Genomic DNA, 19,069 nt, shown 5'->3' on the forward strand with positions numbered 1-19,069 from the left:
CTGCGGTGACGGGAAGCACAGTCGTAGACCCTGCCTGGCCGTTCTGGGCCGAGGAACCCACCAGCGACGGCGGCGGCCCAGTGTGGGTTGCCGCGGACGAGTCGGGATCCACGGGGGAGAACCTCACAGACCTGCAAGGCGTGTTCGCGCACGCTTCCGTCCGGATCGATGACGAGGATGCGCGGCACGTGCTCGCCGAGCTACGTGAACGTGCTGGCGCGACCCAAGCGCCCGAGGCGAAGTTCAGCCAGTTCGCCAAGACACGTGGTGGGCTCGAGGTGTTGGCGGCTGCCCTGGCGCCTGGCGGCAGCCTGGCAGGCCGGGTCGTTATCACCGTCGCTGACAAGCACTTTCTCATTGTGTCGAAAATGATCGACCTCCTGGTCGAGGAGGAAGCACACGAACAAGGAATCGACCTCTACGCGGACGGAATAGCGCGAGACATGGCCGTGACTTTGTTCACGGACGGGCCGCGTGATCTGGGTGAGCTTTGGGAGCCGCTGAACAAGGCGTTTGTCAGCCTCGCTCGCGCGACACAGCGAGGTGTCGGCGAGAAAGAGACCGTCGCGTCATTCTTCGACCGCCTCGAACACGCGCGAAGGCGCTGCCGGCGACGCTCCGGACGCTCGGTCGAGTCGTTGTTGCAGATACTCCTGGCAACCCGCGTCCACGCCGACGCGTTGGTACGTTCGGCTGTACCGCGCGGCAGCGGGCTCTACCCAGGGCTGGATCCCCTCGTCACGATGCTCCCGATGACGTTGTGGCACGCGTACAACGACCACGGCCCCGTCCGTTTCCTGCATGACGAACAGAAACTCCTGACCTCGGAATTCGCCCAGGATTTCTTCCCGAGATTATGGAATGTTCACCCAGGTCTCGCCAATTATGTGCCGCCCGTACGTGTCGCGGAATTCTGGACGGGAAACTCCCGTCGTCATTCTTCGATACAGCTTGCGGACTTGGCCGCGTCGGCTGGCCGTGTCACATTCGAAGCTGTGCTCGGGAAATCCAGCGTCCAGGCGGGCGTTCTCGCGGAAGCGGTGGCCCCATTGATCCGGGAAGGTGTGACGGCTGACCGCCAGAGGAGGGTGTGACCGGATCACCTCCGGTTCTTCCTGTCGGAGGTGCCGACCGGCCGGGTGCCGATGAACCGATTCGCTCGCGACTCCCGGAACTGGAACGGCCGGGTCATGCTCTCCTCACAGATCCCGGCGGACTTCCTGCGCATCCAGGGCTTCGTCACACTGCTCGACTCGGTGTTCGTCGGCCGCCTCGACGACGAAATCGGGGGCTGAGACCAGGACAGGACAGCACCCGGAGTCCGGCGAGTACGACGAGTTGACATCGCGGCCGGGCCAGCGTGCCATTCGGAGGCTGCACGCGATCGCAGCACCTCCACGCCGCATCTGACGAGTGAGATCTCACGATTTTAGTGAGATGTCACCGATACTGGTGTCCGAGGGGGGCACACCTGTTCGAGGGCAATCTCCCGATTTCCGGGAGATTTACCATGAACCAACGGTAGCAGATCAGTCGATCATGGCAATAGGCGGTTCGTCGCGGGTGTGTTGTCGTGCGAGCGGATGTGGCTCGCCAGTCAGAGCGGCCAAGGCGGTAGCGACTTCGTGGATGCCGGCCTCGACGTAGGTTGCCGTCGTCCCGACGCCGCCGCTGTTGTCGATGTGTCCGGCGAAGGCGCGGGCGATTGCGTAACTGAAGTTGCGCTCGACCCAGGTAAGGGTGGTGTAGCGCAGCCAGTGGATGGTGACCTGCTGCGCGGCCACCCATCGGAGGTGGCGGCCGAGGCGTTCCCAAAGGTAGTCGTAGCGGCGACGCGTCAGCGGGTTCCCGTTCCTGTAGCGGAGCACCTGCTCGCCGCGCGGAGCGCCGCGTTCCTCAGCGTGATCTTGGAGGCATTGCATCAGTGTCGGTGACACTGGTTGCCACCGTGACGTGCCACCTTTCTCGTGGAGTCGTACGAGGCACTGGTCGGGGTCCAGATCGTGCAGGGTTCGCATTGCGAGAGCGCCTCCGCGGCGGGCTGCGGTCTCTTCGTGGAAACGCAGGAGAAGGCTGTCGAGCTGGGGGTCGTTACCGGTCTGCGCTGCGATGCGGTGGATCTCACCGAGGCGGTCGGCGGGGAGGGCGAATCGTCCGCTTGGCAACCGCGGTGGCTTGCGGACCCGGCGCGCCGGGTTCTGGGCTTCGGTGATCAAGCCGTCGTCCATCGCGTGTTGGTAGATGCAGCGCAGTGCCGCGATGACCAGTTCGACCGCTCCGCGTCCGTTGCGCGTGTTCCGGCGTACCACGACGTTCTGCCGCACGGTCTCCGCGAGTTGCTTGATCATCGACGGAGTGGGTTGGGTGAGCTCGAGGTGGCGCCAGTGTTTGAGGATCCGGTTCCAGTACGGCGTGTAGGTCTGTCGCGTTGCCTCGCTGACTGCATCCGAGACCACGGGGACGTAGGTGCCGAACGTCGGGGCCGGTTCGTGGGAAGACGAGGCTTGGGTCAACGCCGCGGGGTCGAATCCGAGTCGCTCGACGACCATGCGCACAAGGTCCAGATCTGGGACAGAGGCATTTTCAGGCATGGTCGGGGGATTGGTGGTAGAGGGTCATCATCTTGTCCAGTACGGCCGGCGGGTGAGCAACGATGACGTCGAACTGCGCCGCGGCGGCGAGCAGGAGGCTGTCGCCTGTCGTGAGGCCGCAGGCTCGGCGTGTGGCGATGGGCATCACGAGGGCACGTCTCCTGGTGATGGTGGAAACGCCGGTGAGATCACGTTGAAAGATCGCGATGTTGCGCTCGACCGCAACCGTGAGCCGATCTCCGGGATGCCAGCCGAGGCTGTCGAGGAGCTGTGCTGCCGGAACCTTGCCGTAGCCGTCGATCCGGCTGATGGCGTACCGCAGCGATCCATCAGTGGATGCGGCAAGCCGCGCGGTCGCCAACGGCAGAGGTTCGATGCGTTCGTTCCGACGTGGGTGCTCTGTGAAGGCGAGGCCGGAGATGACGTGGTCGGCGGCGTTCATCTCGGCCCGCCCCTGATCCATCCGTTCTTCAGCAGACACCGTGAACTTCGTCCGAGCGACAGGTCGTCAGACTGGTCGCCACAGCCGCATGCGAGCCTACGTGCGGCCGCACCAATGTGGCCTTTTCTCATCGTCATCGCCTCCCCCAAGGTATACGCAGAATCGTCTGTCATGTGCTGGTGCTATCGATGATTTCGGATGTCGTGCGACCAGGTTCGCAGGGTGGTGGACAAGTGATTGTGGCGGCCTGATCAGTTCGTGCGACCACGACGAATGCGACTGCGGCAAGGATTCCAGCGACGTTGGGGAGAAGGCCGATGTCGAACAATGACACGACTACGCCGCCTAGCAGTCCGCCTATGCCCATGCCGAGGTAGATGGAGGAAGCCAGAAGGGACAGTAGGTCATCGGTCTGCTGCGGCGTGCGTTGGATCAGCCAGGAGCTCAACGGTGGATTCACCGCCCAAAAGGCGCATCCCCACATGACGAGCGTCGCTGCGGCGCCGGGCACTGTGGTTGCGGTTACCGGCAGCGCGGCCAGAAGCGTTGCGCACAGTCCGATTGCGACGAGGAGCACTCGTCGTGGCCCGTAGTGGTCCGTGGCGCGGCCGCCGAGGGAGTTCCCGATGGCGGCCCCGATGCCGTAGCCCACAAGTAATCCAGCGATAGTTTCGCGTTCTGCACCAGTGATGTGGTTCAAAAGCGCGCTGATGTAGGTGTACACCGCGAATGACGAGAGGGAAGCGAGGAGTGCGGCGACGAGGACTCCGCGCACGTGTCGATTGATTCGCGCGGCGCGGTAAGGCCCGTCGCGCCGTGGTGTCGACCGGGTGCGCGGCACGACGAGACGAATGAGCAGGCCGCCGAATGCGCAGAGCGCTGCGACCAACCAGAATGTGCCCTGGTAGCCGAGGGGTGCGCTCAGTGCCATCACGCTAGGAACGCCAAGTAGGAGTGCGAGGGTGAGACCGCCGAAGACGACGGCGATGGCTCGTGCGCGCCGTTCCGGCTTGTTGAGCTGTGCGGCCATGGACGCCGCGCCGGCGGTGTAGACAGCGGTGCCCAGCCCGGTAACGAAGCGCGCGACGAAGAGTAAGGGCACGGTGGGGACGACGGCCGCCATCACGTTCCCCGCCGCGGTGACCGCGAGTGCTGCTGTGAGGAGCCGTCGACGATCCCACCGCCGGGTGGCGATGGTGAGAATGGGGCCGGCGACTGCGCAAGTCACCGCGAAGACCGTGAGTAGTTGCCCGGCGACGGCAGGCGTGATGTGCAGGTGCGTGCTCATCGCGGGGAGAAGTCCGGTCATGCTGTACCCGCTGGTGCCGATGGCGAGGGTGCCCAGGCCCAATGGGTAGGTCCGTGGCGATACCGCTGTCATCACGCGCGGCCGATCGACATGGGGCTGCTGCGCCGGGATAGCGCCTGCTCGTTGTTGGCGTTCGCGTGGGTCATTGCTCGTGACTCATCCCGCGGTGGCCGGATTCTTGAGGATCGGGATCCGCGAGTCCGCTTCTGCTTGTCGCTCGGTGTGTTTGTGCTTCGTGCACGGTATGTGCGGCCAGGATCAACGAGTTGGGTGTGCGCATCTGGGGCATGACGGGGATCAACATGTCGCAGACATCGCGGTGGGTGTCGAAGCCCGTGCCGAGCAGCCAGACTTGTTGAGGGAGGTGGGTTCCGCGGCGGATGGCATAGATGTCGCCGTTGCGGCGAATGTGTCCTATCTGCCACGGTCCGGGCAGGGCGACCTCGTCGTCGTGGTCGTGATAGCCCTGTCGTTCGTCGTCACCGTCGCGGCGCCAGCCCAGTCCGAACGTCTCGATGCCCGCGATGGTGCGGCCGCCCCAGTCGGCGGTTGTCGCTCGGCGCGGGTCGGCGTCGAGGAACTGGTTGACGTCAATGAACAGGACCACGCTCGCGGGTACGCGGGGATCGCGTTGCCATCCGTCGGCGGCATCGCGGAGGTCGCCTTCGGGTGGCTGGAGGTCGATCACGAATCGCCGTAGCAGCGCGGCGTGGGTGCGGATGGTGGCTGCGGCGTTGTCGCGCTGTGCGTCGAGGTTGGCCGCGAGGCGCTGGAGGCGTCGTTCCAGTCGCAGAAGATCGTTTCCGGGGGCTGTGGACAGACCACTGCCCCCGGAGTCGAGGAGCCAGTCGGCGACTGGTTCGGGGACCGGAGCTTGGTGGTGACCGATCTCGAGGATCAGAGTGTCGCCGGTGGTGTGGTGCCACAACGGCTGCGTACTCGATGTCACAGAACTCTCCCCCTGTTCAACGCGCCGCTGTAGACGGGCGCAGTGTCATCACGGTGCCGTCCGAGGCTCTGTTGATCACCGACCTGACCGGACTCATCACGGCCCGAAATGACATGGTTATCTCTCGTTCTACGTCTCCAACATGAAGTCTTGACGACGGAATGTCAAGAAATCACCACAATTGATCTTGGTTTCCTCTTGTGCGCGCGGTCTGTGCTCCCGTACCGTTCCGGGTGGCTCGCCGGTCCTGGTGAGCCTCCCGGGTAGGAGGGGCTGCCCGTCGCATCAGTCGGGGTCTCATGGCTCGGGAGCGTGGATCCGCCGTGTTTAGGGAGGAATTACGGCATGGGTAAACGTCGTTTCGTGACGGGGTTGCTGATGGCGGGGGCCATCGCATCAGGTGGTGTGGCGATGGCCTCGCCCGCCTGGGCGGAGCCCGCCGGCGCGACCGGGGGGACATCGACCTCATCGGCGTCGGAGGTGACGCCGATGGCGTGTTCGCTGAATGCGAATCCCCCGCGTTCGTCGGGGAGCAGGCTCAGCGGCTACGGCTCCCGCTGGGGGTGCGGTGACACCGTGACCTACTTCTGGGTCCGGGTCTACAAGCACATCGCGTGGTGGCCGGACGCGGAGCGGGCGGTGAGGGGCGCCACGTACTGGCGCAACGGCGGCCTGACCGCGTACGGCAGCTGTGACGGGCGGGGTGACTACTACACCCACGTGTCCACGGCGACGGGGGTGAGCGGCGACTCGCGCGAGTCGTCCCGCCGGACCATCTGCTAGCACCGGGTACATCGGTTCGCGACAAGTGATATCGGTGCTGTCTCCGCGCCGAGGGTTGAGAGCCCCGGCCGGAGACAGCACCGTGTCGGGAAGGCGTTGACGAGAGGTGGGGGTATGGAAATCACGGTGAACGGCGTGAGCTACGCCTACGGGCGTCGGCACGTGCTGCATGAAGTTGACTGGGTACTGCGGCCCGGTGTCACGGGGCTGCTCGGCGAGAACGGTGCGGGCAAGACCACGCTGCTGACAGTCCTCATTGGACTACTACGACCCGCTGAAGGAGTCGTGACTGTCCACAACAGTCGGTCTGCGCGTTCGCTGCGGGTGCTCGGCGACGACGGGGACGCCAGCGGGATCGTCAGTGCGGATGTCGGTGCTGATCTTGACGGGAATGTGCGGTTCGGGTTCGTGCCGCAACGGTTTTCCTTGCCCGGCCACATGCGTGTGGTCGATGTCGTGGCATACACCGCCTGGGTCAACGGCGTACCACCCCGGGAATGCGAGTCAGCCGCGTATGACGCTGTGCGCTCTGTTGCGTTGGGGGACAAGGCGAAGGATCGGGTTCGGTCGTTGTCCGGTGGGCAGCGTCAGCGGCTGGGGATCGCGGCCGGACTGGCACACGATCCGGAGGTGCTGGTGCTCGACGAACCGACCGTGGGGCTCGACCCAGGCCAGCGGTCGCGGGTCCGCGACCTGATCGCCGAGATCGGCCAAACCCGCACGGTCGTCCTGTCCACCCACTTGCTCGACGACGTGTCCTACCTCTGCCAACGGGTCGGCGTCCTCGCGCGGGGCCGGCTGGTGTTCGACGGCACCGTGACCGACCTCGAGCGGCAGGGCGCCACCGAGGAACGACGAACGGACGGGCGGCGGTCACCCATCGAGCGCGGTTACGAGCGACTGCTCGACAACGTGGGGGGCATCGAATGATCAGCACGATGGCGCGGGTGCGGAAATCGTGGTGGCCGCTCGGGCCGACGGCGGTGGTGGCACCGTCCGTGGCGATCGTCGCCGTGGTGCTGGTGATGACCTGGCCGATGCTGGGATGGCCGTACCCGCTGTGGGTGCAGACCAGCGCCCAGTTCCACCAGCAGTTCACCTGGGCCGGCCTGATCGCCGGGACCGCGGCGTGCTGGTACGCCACCCAGCTCCATCCAGCTGACCGGATCTGGGTCCAGCCACGGGCGCCTCGGCTGGGCGCACCGATCGTGACCCGGCACCTGACGGTGCTCGTGACCTGGTATGTCGGCGCCTACCTGCTAGCCCTGATCCCGCTCGTGGTCGCGACGCTCGCGCACGGGGGAATCGGCGCGCCGGACCCGCTGGCGATGCTGTCCGGTGTCCTGGCGATGGTGGCCGCGGTGCTGCTCGGCTACGCCCTGGGCACCGCCGTCCCGGCCATGGTCATGGTGCCGATCACCGCGGCCGCGTTCTACGCGCTGCTGGTTGTCGGGCACGCCGGCGGAGACAACTACGCGGTCGTCGCTCCGGTCCTGCATCTGGAACCGGAGCTCGGGCAGCGGGAATCACCGGCGCTGGTCGTATTCCGGATCGCGGTGTTCGTCGCGGTCGCCGTCGCGGCGGCCAGCCTGGCAACCCGGTGTCTGCGTCGTCTGGCCACGGGCAAGTCTCAGGCGTGGCGGCGTCTTGCGGACGCGGCGATGTACGTCGCCGTGCCCGTGGTGCTCATCGCGGTATCGCTGATTCAGCACCCGGCGCTGTTCGCCGTCGACGACCAACCGGCCGCGGTGTGCGAGACACAGCGAGAAATCCGGTACTGCGTCAACGTCGAGCACCAGCCGCGGCTCGCGGCGCTGATCGACACCGTCGATCCGATCCTCGCCCGGTACGGCGCTACACCCGATGACCTGGTGACACAGATCTGGGACCAGTCCCTGGCCTTCGGTCCGATCGACGTTGACATCGCCCGGACACTGCAGATCGCCTGGCTCGACCCCGATGGTGTCATCGAGACCGACATTCCCGGTGCGCTGGCCGGGATCTACAGCTGCACCCTCGGGCCCGGCACCGACGCCACGTCACCGGAACTCAGCGCCCACACCGGCGCTGGAGCCGACGAGCAGGCCCGAGAACTGGAGAACCTGCCAGGCGACATCTTGCGGTTCCTGACCGAGCCGACCGAGCCGCCGAGCGGGGCGTTCGCCGGCATGAGCGTGCCCGAGGTGCAACGGTGGCTCGCGCGACACCAGCAGCAGGTGCATACCTGCACACTCACCTCGGAGGAGCTGCCCCAGCCATGATCCCCAACGTGCGCCTGGTCCTCCACAGCCGTGCGGCCCACTGGGTCGCGGTCACGACGCTGGTCATGTGCGCGGTGGCCGCAGTGACCGGCCCCCGCTCGCTGGAGATCGACCTCTCCGCCCGGTTCCCACCCACGAAGCTGCCGGTGGTCGAGCTGTGCACCATCCTGTCCGCCACGCTCCTGGCGATCCTGATGCGTCCACGGCTGTGGGAGTGGGACCGCATCGCGGCCGGCGGTCACCGCCCAACCCGGCCAAGGGCGGTGGCCGCAGTCGCCGCCGGTGCCGGCATCATGCTGCCGGTCTTGTGTGTTCCCGCAGTGGTCCCATGGCTGCCCGCCGAGACGTCCTGGGGCTGGGTGCTGGCCAATGCGCTGATCATGAGCGCGACGGTCCAACTGCTCACTCCGTTGCTCAGCCCTCTGGCCGCCGGTGGCCTCGCCGTCCTGGCCTGGCTCAGCTGCGGCCTGGTCCTGAACCTGGCACCACAGGTGTGGTTGCCCGTCTCCACCCACCGGGACCCCGACGGCAACTGGACCCTGGTCACCGTGCTCACCATCGCCGCGATCGTGCTGCACGCCCGAACCTGCGGACGCACCGCCTGGGCCCACCGCGTCTTCGGCAAGGAACAGTGAACCAGGAACGCCGATTCATCGTCGTGATCGTCACGGATCGGAGCGGAGCTTGATTTCCGTCGCCGTGTTTGGGAGACGGAGCCGATTCCTGGCCGGTGCCCGGAGGGGGGCGACACCGCAACGGCCCTGCCCGCAGCCAAGTTACGGCCCCCGTGGCACTCGCCCCCTCCGTCTGTCGAGTCACCACCTTGTGCCTTCGGGCGGATGGTTCCTACTCCGCAGCTGTCCTCATCGCGGACGCGAGCATCCTCAGCAGCGGCGGGAGAGGCGGCTCATCATTGTGCGTCATCAGACCATTCGTACCGCGACGCAGCCACGGTGGACCACCGTCGCTCGTCCACCAGTCCGAGCAGGACCTCTGCTGTGGTGGGCAGAACGGGAATTCCTCGCCAACCGGTGCCTCACTGGTGGTCTCCTCGTCACCGGGAGCGCGCTCGAGCCTGTCCGCCGAGCCAAGGACTATCCGCTGGATCAAGGCCGGGGACAGATCCGGCAGGATCTTCCGCAACTCGCTGATGGCGTCGTCCTCCACCTGAGGCGACTCGTCGTTGCACGGCCAGCCGGCGGCCGCCATGCCAGAGTTCCTGTTCTGCTTCCAGGCGAAGTCATCCGCCGCTGTCTCGTTACCCCCCACGTTGAACCCGTTCCCTCGCAAGTTGTCAGAGCCACTTGTCCGCGGGTGCGCGCATCATCAGGGACCACAGCCACGTCAACCCGCAAGATGGCTGACGTGGAGGGAGGGGAGTCCCCATGCACGACCCGCACTTCGTGGTTCAGGCGGGAGTTGCCACGCTCCGGCCCCGAACCTGGTCCGTGTCCGTCGTGTCCGAACCGGACCGAGTGATCCTTGTCTCGTAGATCACTCTTTCCGAGTGTATACATCTACGCACTGCCACCGCGCCCTCCTATTCGGACATACGCTGCCCCGGTATGTAATCTCCTGCTCACGGCCCGCATTCCGGCAGGTCACAGCGTTGGCGAAGTCCTGTTGACGGTCCGCATCGGACAGCTTTCGACACGGCTTCTACCCTGCTGCTGTATGTGATTCTCGCCACGCTTCGATGCGAAGCTCCCGTCATGGTCGACCCCGGTCCGGGTGCGGCGACGAGCCGCTGACGACGTCTTGTTATCCCTCGTTGACATGTTGTGACCAAGGATCACTTGTCGAACTAGCGTTCGAATGCTACGCGCCAGGTCAACGGATGGGGAGTTCAACCTCGACCTATCCGACGAGGATCAGGGGGCGGACCGCCTCAGTTCCACGGCGAGCGTCATCCTCTCGCGAGGCTGCGATGGAAGGTGGGGCCGGGGCTGGCGTTGGGCGGTCGGGATGCCCCCGTTGGTCGTGTTCGGGCCAGTGTCGCGCTCTGTGACTACCTGGCTCCGTAGTCAGTGTGGGTCCCGGGGTGCCTTGTTGTCGGCCTCGCTCGTTCGACGCTTCGCGATCGCTCGAATGACTGTTGCGGCGGCGTCGACGTCGTCGGGTTCGAGCCGAGTGAGCATCTCCAGCGCCAACGCGCGCGTGTCGGGGTCTTGCAGTGCGATCGCGAGCTCGATCTGCTCGGCGATGCGTCGGGAACGTGCGTCGTCGAAGAAGAAGGCCGGACTGACATCAAAGAAGTCGGCAAGCGCCTCGAGAACGATCATCGTCGGGTTGTCCCGTGTGCCGGAACACAGCTGGGATATGTAGCCACGGTCGCATGGTCGTCCGGTGCTGCGGGCGACGGCATCGGCGACCTGGGCGTGGGTGAAACGTCGGCCGTCGTCGCGGCGTATGCGATCGAGCAGGTAGTTCAGCTTCTCGGCGAGCGTGCGCGGTTGGTCAGGCGGATGGCCGAGTTCATGATCCCCAAACACAGCACGCATCCTTCCCCTTGTGGCGGCGTGCACCGGCTAGGGCCCCTCCGTGTGTCCTGGCTGGCAACCTAAAGCTGCTGGTTGACAGGATGTGACGCTCGTCTATGCTCCGAATGGTAACTGAAGTCAGCATAAATCTCGACCGGTCGATCAGCCTTGCCCGGTGGGCGATCCCACGGTTGGAGCGGGGGCAAGCGTGGCTGATCGGGGTGGTAGTTGTGGTGTCGCTGTCGAGGTTGTCGATCGTCTTCCCATTCCGCGGCCGTTCACGCTGAGCCGCTTCGCCTGTGGGCTGAGTGAACGACGAGGCCGGGCGATCGAGTTGGTGCCGGCACGGCTCGGCGCGTCGGCGCCGTGTGGTCTGTTGGTCAGCACGGACGATGTCGACTACGTCTGCTACGCGTCCAACACCAGCGCCATCCACCGGTTGCACATCGTCTTGCACGAGGTCGGCCACTTGGAACTCGGGCACACCAGCCGACGGATCATGATGGGGTCCGCGGCCCCGACCTCACCCCATGCGTCGCAGGTCGAGCCTCCTGGCGACCCACTCCGCGCGTTCGAGGCGCTGCTCCCTCGCCTGTCCCCGGCGCTTATTCGTCGGCTGCTCGGGCGTGCTGGATACCGCGACGCTGACGAGCGAGACGCGGAGCTGTACGCGACCTTGGCTGGGGAACGGATCAACCGTGTGATCGATCCGTCCGAAGGGCTGACGTCTCGCGATCGTCGAGTTGTCGGCCTCCAAACACTCTTCGATATCTCCCGGGTATCCGGGGACCTCGGTGCCTGAGGAGATCAGCTTCCCGGCCGCTGCCGTGGTTGCGGCGGCGGGCGTAGTCCGGTGGCACGCCATCAGGCCAGGCGCGTTCACCCACGCACAGCGGCACATGCTCATCGCCTTGTTCGCCATCGCTGCCGCGCTGGTGTTATCGACGCCGACCGCGCACACGGCCATCCAGTCGTTCACCGGCTTGCCTTACGCCGCTCGGCTCGCGGCCAACGGGCTGACCCTCGTCGCGGTGTTCAGCGTCATCGTGATGGTGGCCTGCGTGACCGCCGGCCCGGACCGCACCGCGACACTCAGGCGAAAACGCCGTCTTGCCATCGCGTTGTCGATCACCTTCGCGCTGATGACCCTGGGGTATGCGAGCTCCGATACCGCGTTCGACTCTCTGGCCGATCTGGACACTCAATATGTGGTGGCCCAGTTGGCGTATTGGGGATTTCTCGGCGCCTGCGTGGTGCGCTTCATCCGGTCGCTGTCCCGATATGTGACGCGCCATGATGTCCGTCCGCGGATGCGTGCGGCGATGTTCTTCATCGTCGCTGCGGCCGTGGTCGGCATCGTGTGGGTCGTGTTCAACGTCGGCGGTCTGGTGATCAGCTACCTCACCCGTCAGCCGGAGAATCCGTTCGGAACGGTCTCCCATGGCCTGGCCGGCGCAGCGGCAGTCCTTGTGGCGGTGGGCATGACGGTGCCGGTTGTCCCGGTGGGCTACCTACGCGTAGTTCGTCGCTATCGCGTCGCCCGCTTGCTTCGCAACCTCACCCCGATGTGGCGGGACCTCACAACCGTCGTGCCGACCGTACAGTTGCGCCAGGCCGCTCTCGACGACGAACCCAGTGTCCTGCTGTACCGAAGAGTCATCGAGATCCGTGACGCCGAACTCCTTCTGTTGCCCTACGCCCCCGCGGGAATCCCCGATCTCGTTGCGTCGTCCTATCGTCGTCGACGACGACCGGATCATGCGGCGGTTCGGTCCGAGGCCGTTGCCCTGTGTGTCGCGATCGACCGTTACCGCGTCAAAGCGCCACCGTTCCATCATTCCGCCACCGCCGATGACGAAGCTGCCGACGCGGCTGATCTCCTCTGGGAAGCACGCTGGTTGGTGCGTGTGCACCGCGCCATGCGGACCGACAAGGCTGTCCCGCGGCTTCGGCAACAAGCCATCGCGCTGTCCGAGCGCCTCGAATCGTGACTAGGACAGGACCTTGCTAGAACAGGCGTTGGTCGACCCGCCATCCGTGGGATGTTCTGGCCACGACGAGGGTTACGGCTGCAGGCTCGGTGGGGGCGAGGGCCGGTCCCGCCGCACAGGTTGTGTGCACAGACCCCGAGACCTGGACATTCGCGGCCGTTGTTGTTCCGGAGGACTCCGGTGGCACGACGGCCGCGATGTCATCAACGGTGCTGGCGCAGCGGAGGCGGACGAAGTCGGCCCAGTCGGTGCCGGCGCCGCCATCGCGCAGTGTGGTGTTGCGGGCGTGCATGGAGTCGGTGACGTAGGGCCGTACGCGGTCGATCCATGCGGTGGGGCCGGAGTCGGTCCACGCGGCGCTTCGGTAGGCGGATAGCCAGCGGATGGCCACGGCCGGCGGTGTGTCGGCGCCTGGCACGTCGGTCGGCGTGGTTGGCTCCACGCTCGAGGGGGTCCGATGCGTGCTTCGGGCCGTGTCGGCGGGCTGGGGTGGACGGGGGTTCGCGTTCGTCGTCGGGGTGTTCGTAGTACAGCCAGCAATCAGCGCCGTGGCGACCGCGACGGCGATCAGGCGGTGTATTCGTCTGGTGTGCTGTCCGTTGGCGCATGGGTTAGTCCAGGCCGAGCGAAGCATCGGTGTGCACCTCCTGCGGTGTGGGAACACGGGTCGACGTTGGGTCGTCTCCTCGAGACTCGTGGCTGGGGTGATGGCGTCCTGGTGCTGACGAGCGGCCCAGTCGGGCGCCGTCCGACTGATCAGCCTGGTCGACGACCGTCGCAGTTGCTGGCTGCTCGGTGCCGGGCTGGATGTGGTTGGGCACCAGACGTGGGCGCCGCCCGCCGTGTTCGGCTGCCGTGGTGGCGGGTGGCTCGTTCGGCGTCGACCTCGGTTTGCCAGGAGCGGAACGTGCGCCCGCCCTGCATTTTCAGGAAGTGCGGAATCCTGTTCGCCGGCACGCCCACCAGGCGCGGGCCGAGCACCGCGAGCAGATCGCTGACTTCCTGTGACGCCCATCCCGCTGCGGCGATCGCCGTCTCGTCGGGGAACACATCGGCCACCCGGTCCACCGCCGGATCCAGTTCGTCGTCATCCACTCCGCCATAGGAGTAGACCCACAGGAAATTCGGCGGCGGTTTTGGCTCTACCAGTCGGCGAAAGCGGCGTACCTCTTTCGTGTAGCAGTAGAAATTCACGTCCGGGCGAACGTGGCAGATACGTAGCCACGCCTGTAAATATTCGTCGGAAAAGAAATCGCCCGAGTCATGGATTCTGACCCAGCCGCCGTGGAACTTGGCGGCACCGAGTTCAGTGACCATGGCGGCCTCCCACCCTGCCAGATCGTCGAGGACGAACTCCAGATTCGCTTGGTGTTTGGCTCTCACAACCGGCCACGTGTAGGTGCCATGCCGGGCGTAACAGACCCAACGGCAGACGCCGGCCGAGGGGCAAGTGTTGTAGGTTCGGCCGTCAGGCAGCCGACCTGCCCATGCGGGCAGCGACCAGTTCCACGCGCCGATCTGTTTCAGCTCGCGGTTCTGCGTGAGCAGTGGCGCACGACGCCTGCTGGTACCGGAATTTGCCTGAGTCGCGGACATGAGTATCCCCCTGAACGAATTTCTTGTGATAGGTAGAGACCGTGTGAAAATCAGCGCATTGTGGCGCGGCTGTGCTCCGTCGAGTTCAACGATCCGACAGCGTTGCGACTGATTGGTGTGCTCGATCGAGTCCACCGCACCGTCTTCGTCTGGCAGCGCAGCGCGGTGACATCGTCACGTCTCACTCCGATGCTGGAGCCCGCCCCTCACGCCCCCCGGAATGTGAGTACGGTCGTTCCTGCTCATGAAACGGAGCCGCTGGTGGTCCTGCGCGAGGCTGGTGTGTCGATCGCGGTGAGCAGGTTGGTGAGTTCGGCGTTGACCGTGCGGCACATCGCGGCGACCGCGATCTTGGCGCAACTCGTGTCGGGAATGCCGGCGGTGTAGGTCGGATCCGGCAATACGTTCGGGTTCAAGGGAACCCGGATGGTCACGGTGCTCAGCACGATGAGATGGTCGTTGTCGTGAGGATCGCGCCAACGAGGACTCCAGTTGTCCTGGACCCACCCGGACCACCGCGACGGCAGGCGGTGGGTGATTGGCGGCGCCGGGACGGCGATCTCGACCGCGAGCGCGGCACGGTAGTCGTCGTCCCAATGGACCTTGGTTTCCTGGACCCGGGGATGACTGACGACATAGCGGGGGGACATGATCGGCGGGGTGGCGATCAACCAGGCGGTGACCGCAAACTCGATCGGATCGGCTGTGGGTGGGCTGTCGGCTCCATTGTGGAAGAACAGTCGGCGTTTGTCCCTCAGGTAGGCGCCGTAGCGTGACTTCCGGTCGCTGGCCAGGTTCTGGTCCAGCTGGTCATTGATCTGGAATGCGTTATCCGACAGCATGTCTTCTCTCCAAGTGATTCGTTAGTGGTCATGCGCTTGGTTGCGATTGGCGGACTCGCGCCGTCGCGCGGGGTGTCATGGGCCGCGGCGGAGGATGTCGCGGACGGCGCGTGCGGTGTCCATGGCTCCGCCGAGTGCTTTGTGGACCTGGTTGGCGGACGGGTTCGGTGGCAGGTGTCCAGTTCGGATCAGAGCGGTCGCCTTCGCGAGTGCTGCGGCTACACGCTCCTGGGCCCGCTGGTCAACCTCTGACGTCGCGTTCCCGATGTCGTCTTCGGTTGCGTTGTCGGGTTGTGTGCTCTCGACAGGCCCGGTGGTCGGGGCGCGGGGAGAGACGTTGTCGATCGCGACCCACAGCAGTGGGAGGACGGTGACCACGCACACCGCGACGATCGGGCCGAGCATGTGAATGATCAGCTGATCGAACCGGAAGGGGCTGGCGACGCCGGGGAGGTGTCGCCAGGTGTTCATCAACAACGTCGCGGATAGGAACAGCCACTCGACGCGCCTCACGGCCGGTGCGGCGAGGGTTTGTCCTCGGGAGGCGAGGAAGGCGCGGGCGATGACGATGGTGAGCAGCGCCAGGGATACGAAGGGTTCGACGCCCCAGGCGAACCACCATTGCGTGCTGAACCGAGGGGCTTTGCCGGCAGCGAAGGACTGCACGCCCGCGGTTGACCACCCCAAGGCGATCAGCAGGGCGGTCAACCCGGTCACGGTGACGACCCGCCGGGCACGGACCGCTGCCAGCGCGGCGAACGCCGGGTTCTGCCGCAGCTGGACCAGCTTGACAGCCTCGGCGCCGCGGCGGATGGTGCGCAGCACGCGCGGGGTGTGTGCGGAGACCAACACGGGGGAGTCTTGAAGCGCGGCGAGATGTCGGGCCTCGGCCACCTCGCCGGCGAGTCTCCGCACGCGCCGGGTCCGCCCATTGCGTTCCAGGACCGCGGGTTCGGGCGAGGGCGGCGGGTCTGCGGAGTCCGGGTTTGTGGCGGCGGGTGCTTGGGCGGCGAGATAGTTCTCGATCTCGGCCAGGTCGAACTCGGGGAGGTCATCGGGCATGCCCTGGGCGACCGTCATGGCGCTACCGCCTGCGCACGGGACGGGGCGCCCTCGACCAGGTCGGCGGTGTGTCCGGTGGCGGCCGACGTGTCGCGCCTGCGGACTCGGGGCCACGAGGGTGGTCCCATCGGTGGTTGCTCCCTCGAGCACCACCTACCCTCTGGGGTTTGCGGGCTGGGATTCCCGTGGCCGTCCGCGGCGCGTGGGGGTCTGGTCGGCCGTTCATGGTGGGGTATCACCGTTCACACCTCCTTCCTGGTCGAGGGCGGTCGGGAGCGGCGCGGGTCCTCGGCGGGGGTTGACGCGAGAGACCCGGTGCCACTCGCGGGTGGGTCCGTCACCGACGCACGATGCAGCGCGTGCTGGTCGGGTCGGACCCGGTGGCGGAAGTCCCGCCACCGGTCATACAGTCCGTCTCACCAATCCCGCCGCCGGCGGTGGCCGAGTCGGCGGTTCGCCCATCGAGCGCTGGTGATCGCGCCGCGTATGGGGATGCGCCGTCGCGCGGAACCGGGGAAGGTGACGAGAAGGTCCTTGTTGGTCGCTGGTGGTCACGACCAACTCCCCGGTCGAGGACCGTGCCCGGCGTCGCCATGAGCGGCGTAGTGGGGGAGAACGTCGGGCACCCGGTGGGTGAGCAGACGCCAGTACACGGTGTCGGTAGTGAGGGCGACCGGTCGCCCAGCTCCGGTGAGGATGGCGCCGGCCTGGAGCGCGACGTCGTCGGGTTTGGGGTCGGCGTGGCCTCCGGCGTGACGAGTGGGGTCCGGCCTGAGGACGGACCAGACTGCGCGGTGCAGGGTGTGCACGATCTCGTCTGCGGGCGTCGATCCGTGGTGCAGGGCGCGTCGTGTGTCGAGCGTGAGCCCGAGACGGGGTTCATAGACGAGTTCGGTGACCGCGGCCGCGAGGTACGGCGAGCCGGCCGTGGCGGAGGCGAAGTGGAGGTCGCGACGCGTGACCGGGGTACCGGTGGGCAGGTCAAATAGTCGGGCGTTGGTCTCGGTGAGCGTTTCCCGGGTGGTGGGCGCGGTCTGTTCGGCATGAAGGGGGAAGCCGGCCCACCACTGGATCGCGTCGGTGAATCGTGGTGCCATCCGCACGACGCGGCTGAGCCGGTCGAGGCTGTTCTGCCACTCTGCTACAGCGTGAGCGGCCGTCGCATCGTGGGACGGGTCAGCTCGGCGTTGTGTGTCGAGACCTGTCATCGTTCCTCCTTTCATTTGATGGCCGTGGGCAGGTCGTGGCATCGCGTCGCATACTGACTGACCACGTGATCGAGTTCCGGGAGCAGTAGGTTGTCGTTGCCCAGCACAGGATTGGAGCGGAACTCGAAGGCCACGATGCGTTCGGTGCGGCTGGGATTGATCGCTGCGTGGGGTACACCTCGCGGGATCCATAGCGCCTGCTGCGGCAGCTGCCATATCTCGTGCTCCAAATGCTCTCCATACACGGTCAGCGCGCCACGTTCACCGGATTCCCACAACAGCACGACAACGTCAGTCTCGGCGTGCAGGTGTGCCCGGGACGTGTGTCCGCCGTCCATGTAGACCACACCCGCGCTGAGTAACGTTGTTGTCGTATCTCGAAGATCGGCGCTGAGCAGCGGGATCATCGGCTGTCCCTGCTGGGTCATCGACAGGCGAGCCGACTCAATGTCAACAAGCGCAGGAACTGTAGTGGCAGTCACGTCTTTCCTCCATGGTGTTCATATTTCTATGTGCCGGGCCTGACGGCTCCAATGAATTCTTCAGTCCAATATGATGATTGCCAGATGTTGTCGACGGTGGTCACTTTCTTGCCGCTTTCTGGCGCGTGCACGGCTTGGCCGTTTCCCGTGTAGATCGCGACGTGGTGGATTCCGCTGGGTTGTCCGTTGTTGGATAGCAGGATGAGGTCCGCGGGCTGGACCTGGGTGAGGTCGCGGATGGCGGGTTGGAAGGTGGCCCAGATGGCTTGTGTTTGGTGGGGTACCGCGACGCCGATCTTCGCGTAGGCGTAGAGGGCGAGGCCGCTGCAGTCGAATCCGACTTTTCCTTCGTCCACACCGGATCCTGCTGAGGGGCCGTCCGGGGTGCCGCCGGCCCACGCGTAGTCGACTCCGATCTGGCTGAGTGCGGCGTCGATGACCTCGGCGGCGCGCGGGTTGGCCGATCGCGGGACGGTGTCGCCCGATCGGTTGCCGGAGGAGGTGGGGGCGCATTCGATGCCGCGGATCGTGCCGAGGATTTCGCGGGCGGTCTGTTCGTGTTTGTTGTAGCGGTCGGGGAATGCGCTGCGTTCGACGGCTTGTGCGGCGGCGCCGGGCGGCATTGCTTGCCAGTTCGGGACGTCGAGGAGGACGTCGTAGAACTTGTTGGTGGCGTAGATGGGGTCGGTGAGTTGTTCCGGGGTGCCCCAGCCCTGGGAGGGGCGCATCTGGAACAAGCCGAGACTGTCGCGGTCGCCGTGCTTGAGGTTACGCAGGCTGGATTCGGTCATGGCCGCCATCAGGGCGACGACGATGCCCTGCTCTGGGATGCCGCGTTGGAGTCCGATGTCGACGATGACAGCGGCGTTGTTCATCTGTTCCGGGCCGTACGGGCCGAGTTGCGTGGTGGTGGCGTTGCCGGGTCTGCAGGCGACGCCCTGTATGCCGGGGGTGGCGGACGCTTCGTTGTCGTCGACCACGATCGCGACCACGAACAGGGTCAGGATCGCGAGCGGTAGCGCGACGAGCACGCCACAACCCAGGCGGGTCGCACGGGGCATGGTGCCGGGCAT

General features: G+C 66.0%; 21 protein-coding genes. 8 read left to right on the forward strand and 13 right to left on the reverse strand.

Annotated features, from left to right (window positions below; translation table 11 throughout):
* Nucleotides 1-5: 5 nt before the first annotated feature.
* Entirely contained in the window at nt 6-1,094 is a 1,089-nt protein-coding gene (locus ACRDTB_RS05190; RefSeq protein ID WP_431428789.1) for a hypothetical protein, read from the forward strand.
* A 51-nt stretch (nt 1,095-1,145) separates the two neighbouring features.
* On the forward strand, nt 1,146-1,295 hold the full coding sequence (locus ACRDTB_RS05195) for a hypothetical protein (protein ID WP_431428790.1): 150 nt from the start codon (nt 1,146-1,148) through the stop codon (nt 1,293-1,295).
* Nucleotides 1,296-1,529: 234 nt separating this feature from the next.
* Here the strand turns inward: ACRDTB_RS05195 and ACRDTB_RS05200 are convergent, their stop codons facing one another.
* The 4 genes from ACRDTB_RS05200 to ACRDTB_RS05215 all read right to left on the reverse strand — a co-directional run bounded on the left by ACRDTB_RS05200 (nt 1,530) and on the right by ACRDTB_RS05215 (nt 5,270).
* Nucleotides 1,530-2,549: a tyrosine-type recombinase/integrase gene (locus tag ACRDTB_RS05200; protein WP_431428791.1), complete on the reverse strand. Its 1,020-nt coding sequence runs from the start codon at nt 2,547-2,549 to the stop codon at nt 1,530-1,532.
* 34 nt (nt 2,550-2,583) lie between these two features.
* Complete coding sequence (locus tag ACRDTB_RS05205; protein WP_431428792.1) at nt 2,584-3,072, reverse strand: hypothetical protein; 489 nt, start codon at nt 3,070-3,072, stop codon at nt 2,584-2,586.
* Nucleotides 3,073-3,202: 130 nt separating this feature from the next.
* The gene (locus ACRDTB_RS05210) at nt 3,203-4,384 is read right to left on the reverse strand and encodes an MFS transporter (RefSeq protein ID WP_431428793.1); all 1,182 of its coding nucleotides are present in this window, start codon (nt 4,382-4,384) and stop codon (nt 3,203-3,205) included.
* A 100-nt stretch (nt 4,385-4,484) separates the two neighbouring features.
* Nucleotides 4,485-5,270, reverse strand: a complete 786-nt coding sequence (locus ACRDTB_RS05215) for a hypothetical protein (protein WP_431428794.1) — start codon at nt 5,268-5,270, stop codon at nt 4,485-4,487.
* 597 nt (nt 5,271-5,867) lie between these two features.
* Here ACRDTB_RS05215 and ACRDTB_RS05220 point away from each other — a divergent pair.
* The 4 genes from ACRDTB_RS05220 to ACRDTB_RS05235 all read left to right on the forward strand — a co-directional run bounded on the left by ACRDTB_RS05220 (nt 5,868) and on the right by ACRDTB_RS05235 (nt 8,970).
* A complete protein-coding gene (locus tag ACRDTB_RS05220; protein ID WP_431428795.1) occupies nt 5,868-6,074 on the forward strand; it encodes a hypothetical protein in 207 nt (68 codons plus the stop codon).
* Between the two features lie 114 nt (nt 6,075-6,188).
* On the forward strand, nt 6,189-7,004 hold the full coding sequence (locus ACRDTB_RS05225) for an ABC transporter ATP-binding protein (RefSeq protein ID WP_431428796.1): 816 nt from the start codon (nt 6,189-6,191) through the stop codon (nt 7,002-7,004).
* Nucleotides 7,001-8,335, forward strand: coding sequence for a hypothetical protein (locus ACRDTB_RS05230; protein WP_431428797.1), 1,335 nt, complete (start codon nt 7,001-7,003; stop codon nt 8,333-8,335). The genes ACRDTB_RS05225 and ACRDTB_RS05230 overlap by 4 nt, the downstream gene beginning before the upstream one ends.
* Nucleotides 8,332-8,970, forward strand: a complete 639-nt coding sequence (locus tag ACRDTB_RS05235) for a hypothetical protein (protein WP_431428798.1) — start codon at nt 8,332-8,334, stop codon at nt 8,968-8,970. Before ACRDTB_RS05230 ends, ACRDTB_RS05235 begins: the two co-directional genes overlap by 4 nt.
* A 211-nt stretch (nt 8,971-9,181) precedes the next feature.
* Here the strand turns inward: ACRDTB_RS05235 and ACRDTB_RS05240 are convergent, their stop codons facing one another.
* On the reverse strand, nt 9,182-9,604 hold the full coding sequence (locus ACRDTB_RS05240; protein ID WP_431428799.1) for a hypothetical protein: 423 nt from the start codon (nt 9,602-9,604) through the stop codon (nt 9,182-9,184).
* A gap of 755 nt (nt 9,605-10,359) precedes the next feature.
* Nucleotides 10,360-10,836, reverse strand: a complete 477-nt coding sequence (locus ACRDTB_RS05245) for a helix-turn-helix domain-containing protein (protein ID WP_431428800.1) — start codon at nt 10,834-10,836, stop codon at nt 10,360-10,362.
* 154 nt (nt 10,837-10,990) lie between these two features.
* Here ACRDTB_RS05245 and ACRDTB_RS05250 point away from each other — a divergent pair, with 154 nt between their 5' ends.
* Entirely contained in the window at nt 10,991-11,617 is a 627-nt protein-coding gene (locus ACRDTB_RS05250; RefSeq protein ID WP_431428801.1) for a hypothetical protein, read from the forward strand.
* Nucleotides 11,610-12,806, forward strand: coding sequence for an MAB_1171c family putative transporter (locus ACRDTB_RS05255; protein ID WP_431428802.1), 1,197 nt, complete (start codon nt 11,610-11,612; stop codon nt 12,804-12,806). The genes ACRDTB_RS05250 and ACRDTB_RS05255 overlap by 8 nt, the downstream gene beginning before the upstream one ends.
* Before the next feature lie 16 nt (nt 12,807-12,822).
* Here the strand turns inward: ACRDTB_RS05255 and ACRDTB_RS05260 are convergent, their stop codons facing one another.
* The 7 genes from ACRDTB_RS05260 to ACRDTB_RS05290 form a co-directional block, all read right to left on the reverse strand.
* Nucleotides 12,823-13,197 (reverse strand): hypothetical protein, encoded by a 375-nt coding sequence (locus ACRDTB_RS05260; protein ID WP_431428803.1) that lies wholly within the window; start codon nt 13,195-13,197, stop codon nt 12,823-12,825.
* A 365-nt stretch (nt 13,198-13,562) separates the two neighbouring features.
* Complete coding sequence (locus ACRDTB_RS05265; protein ID WP_431428888.1) at nt 13,563-14,402, reverse strand: GP88 family protein; 840 nt, start codon at nt 14,400-14,402, stop codon at nt 13,563-13,565.
* A gap of 242 nt (nt 14,403-14,644) precedes the next feature.
* Nucleotides 14,645-15,244 (reverse strand): hypothetical protein, encoded by a 600-nt coding sequence (locus ACRDTB_RS05270; RefSeq protein ID WP_431428804.1) that lies wholly within the window; start codon nt 15,242-15,244, stop codon nt 14,645-14,647.
* Between the two features lie 75 nt (nt 15,245-15,319).
* Nucleotides 15,320-16,069 carry a hypothetical protein gene (locus ACRDTB_RS05275; RefSeq protein WP_431428894.1) on the reverse strand — a complete coding sequence of 250 codons (750 nt, stop codon included), beginning with the start codon at nt 16,067-16,069 and terminating at the stop codon, nt 15,320-15,322.
* 788 nt (nt 16,070-16,857) lie between these two features.
* Nucleotides 16,858-17,403 (reverse strand): hypothetical protein, encoded by a 546-nt coding sequence (locus ACRDTB_RS05280; protein WP_431428805.1) that lies wholly within the window; start codon nt 17,401-17,403, stop codon nt 16,858-16,860.
* A 122-nt stretch (nt 17,404-17,525) separates the two neighbouring features.
* Complete coding sequence (locus ACRDTB_RS05285) at nt 17,526-17,921, reverse strand: hypothetical protein (protein WP_431428806.1); 396 nt, start codon at nt 17,919-17,921, stop codon at nt 17,526-17,528.
* Nucleotides 17,922-18,022: 101 nt separating this feature from the next.
* Nucleotides 18,023-19,069, reverse strand: a complete 1,047-nt coding sequence (locus tag ACRDTB_RS05290) for a C40 family peptidase (protein ID WP_431428807.1) — start codon at nt 19,067-19,069, stop codon at nt 18,023-18,025.

The sequence above is a fragment of the Actinophytocola sp. genome (assembly GCF_050699935.1).
GTDB lineage: Bacteria > Actinomycetota > Actinomycetes > Mycobacteriales > Pseudonocardiaceae > Actinophytocola.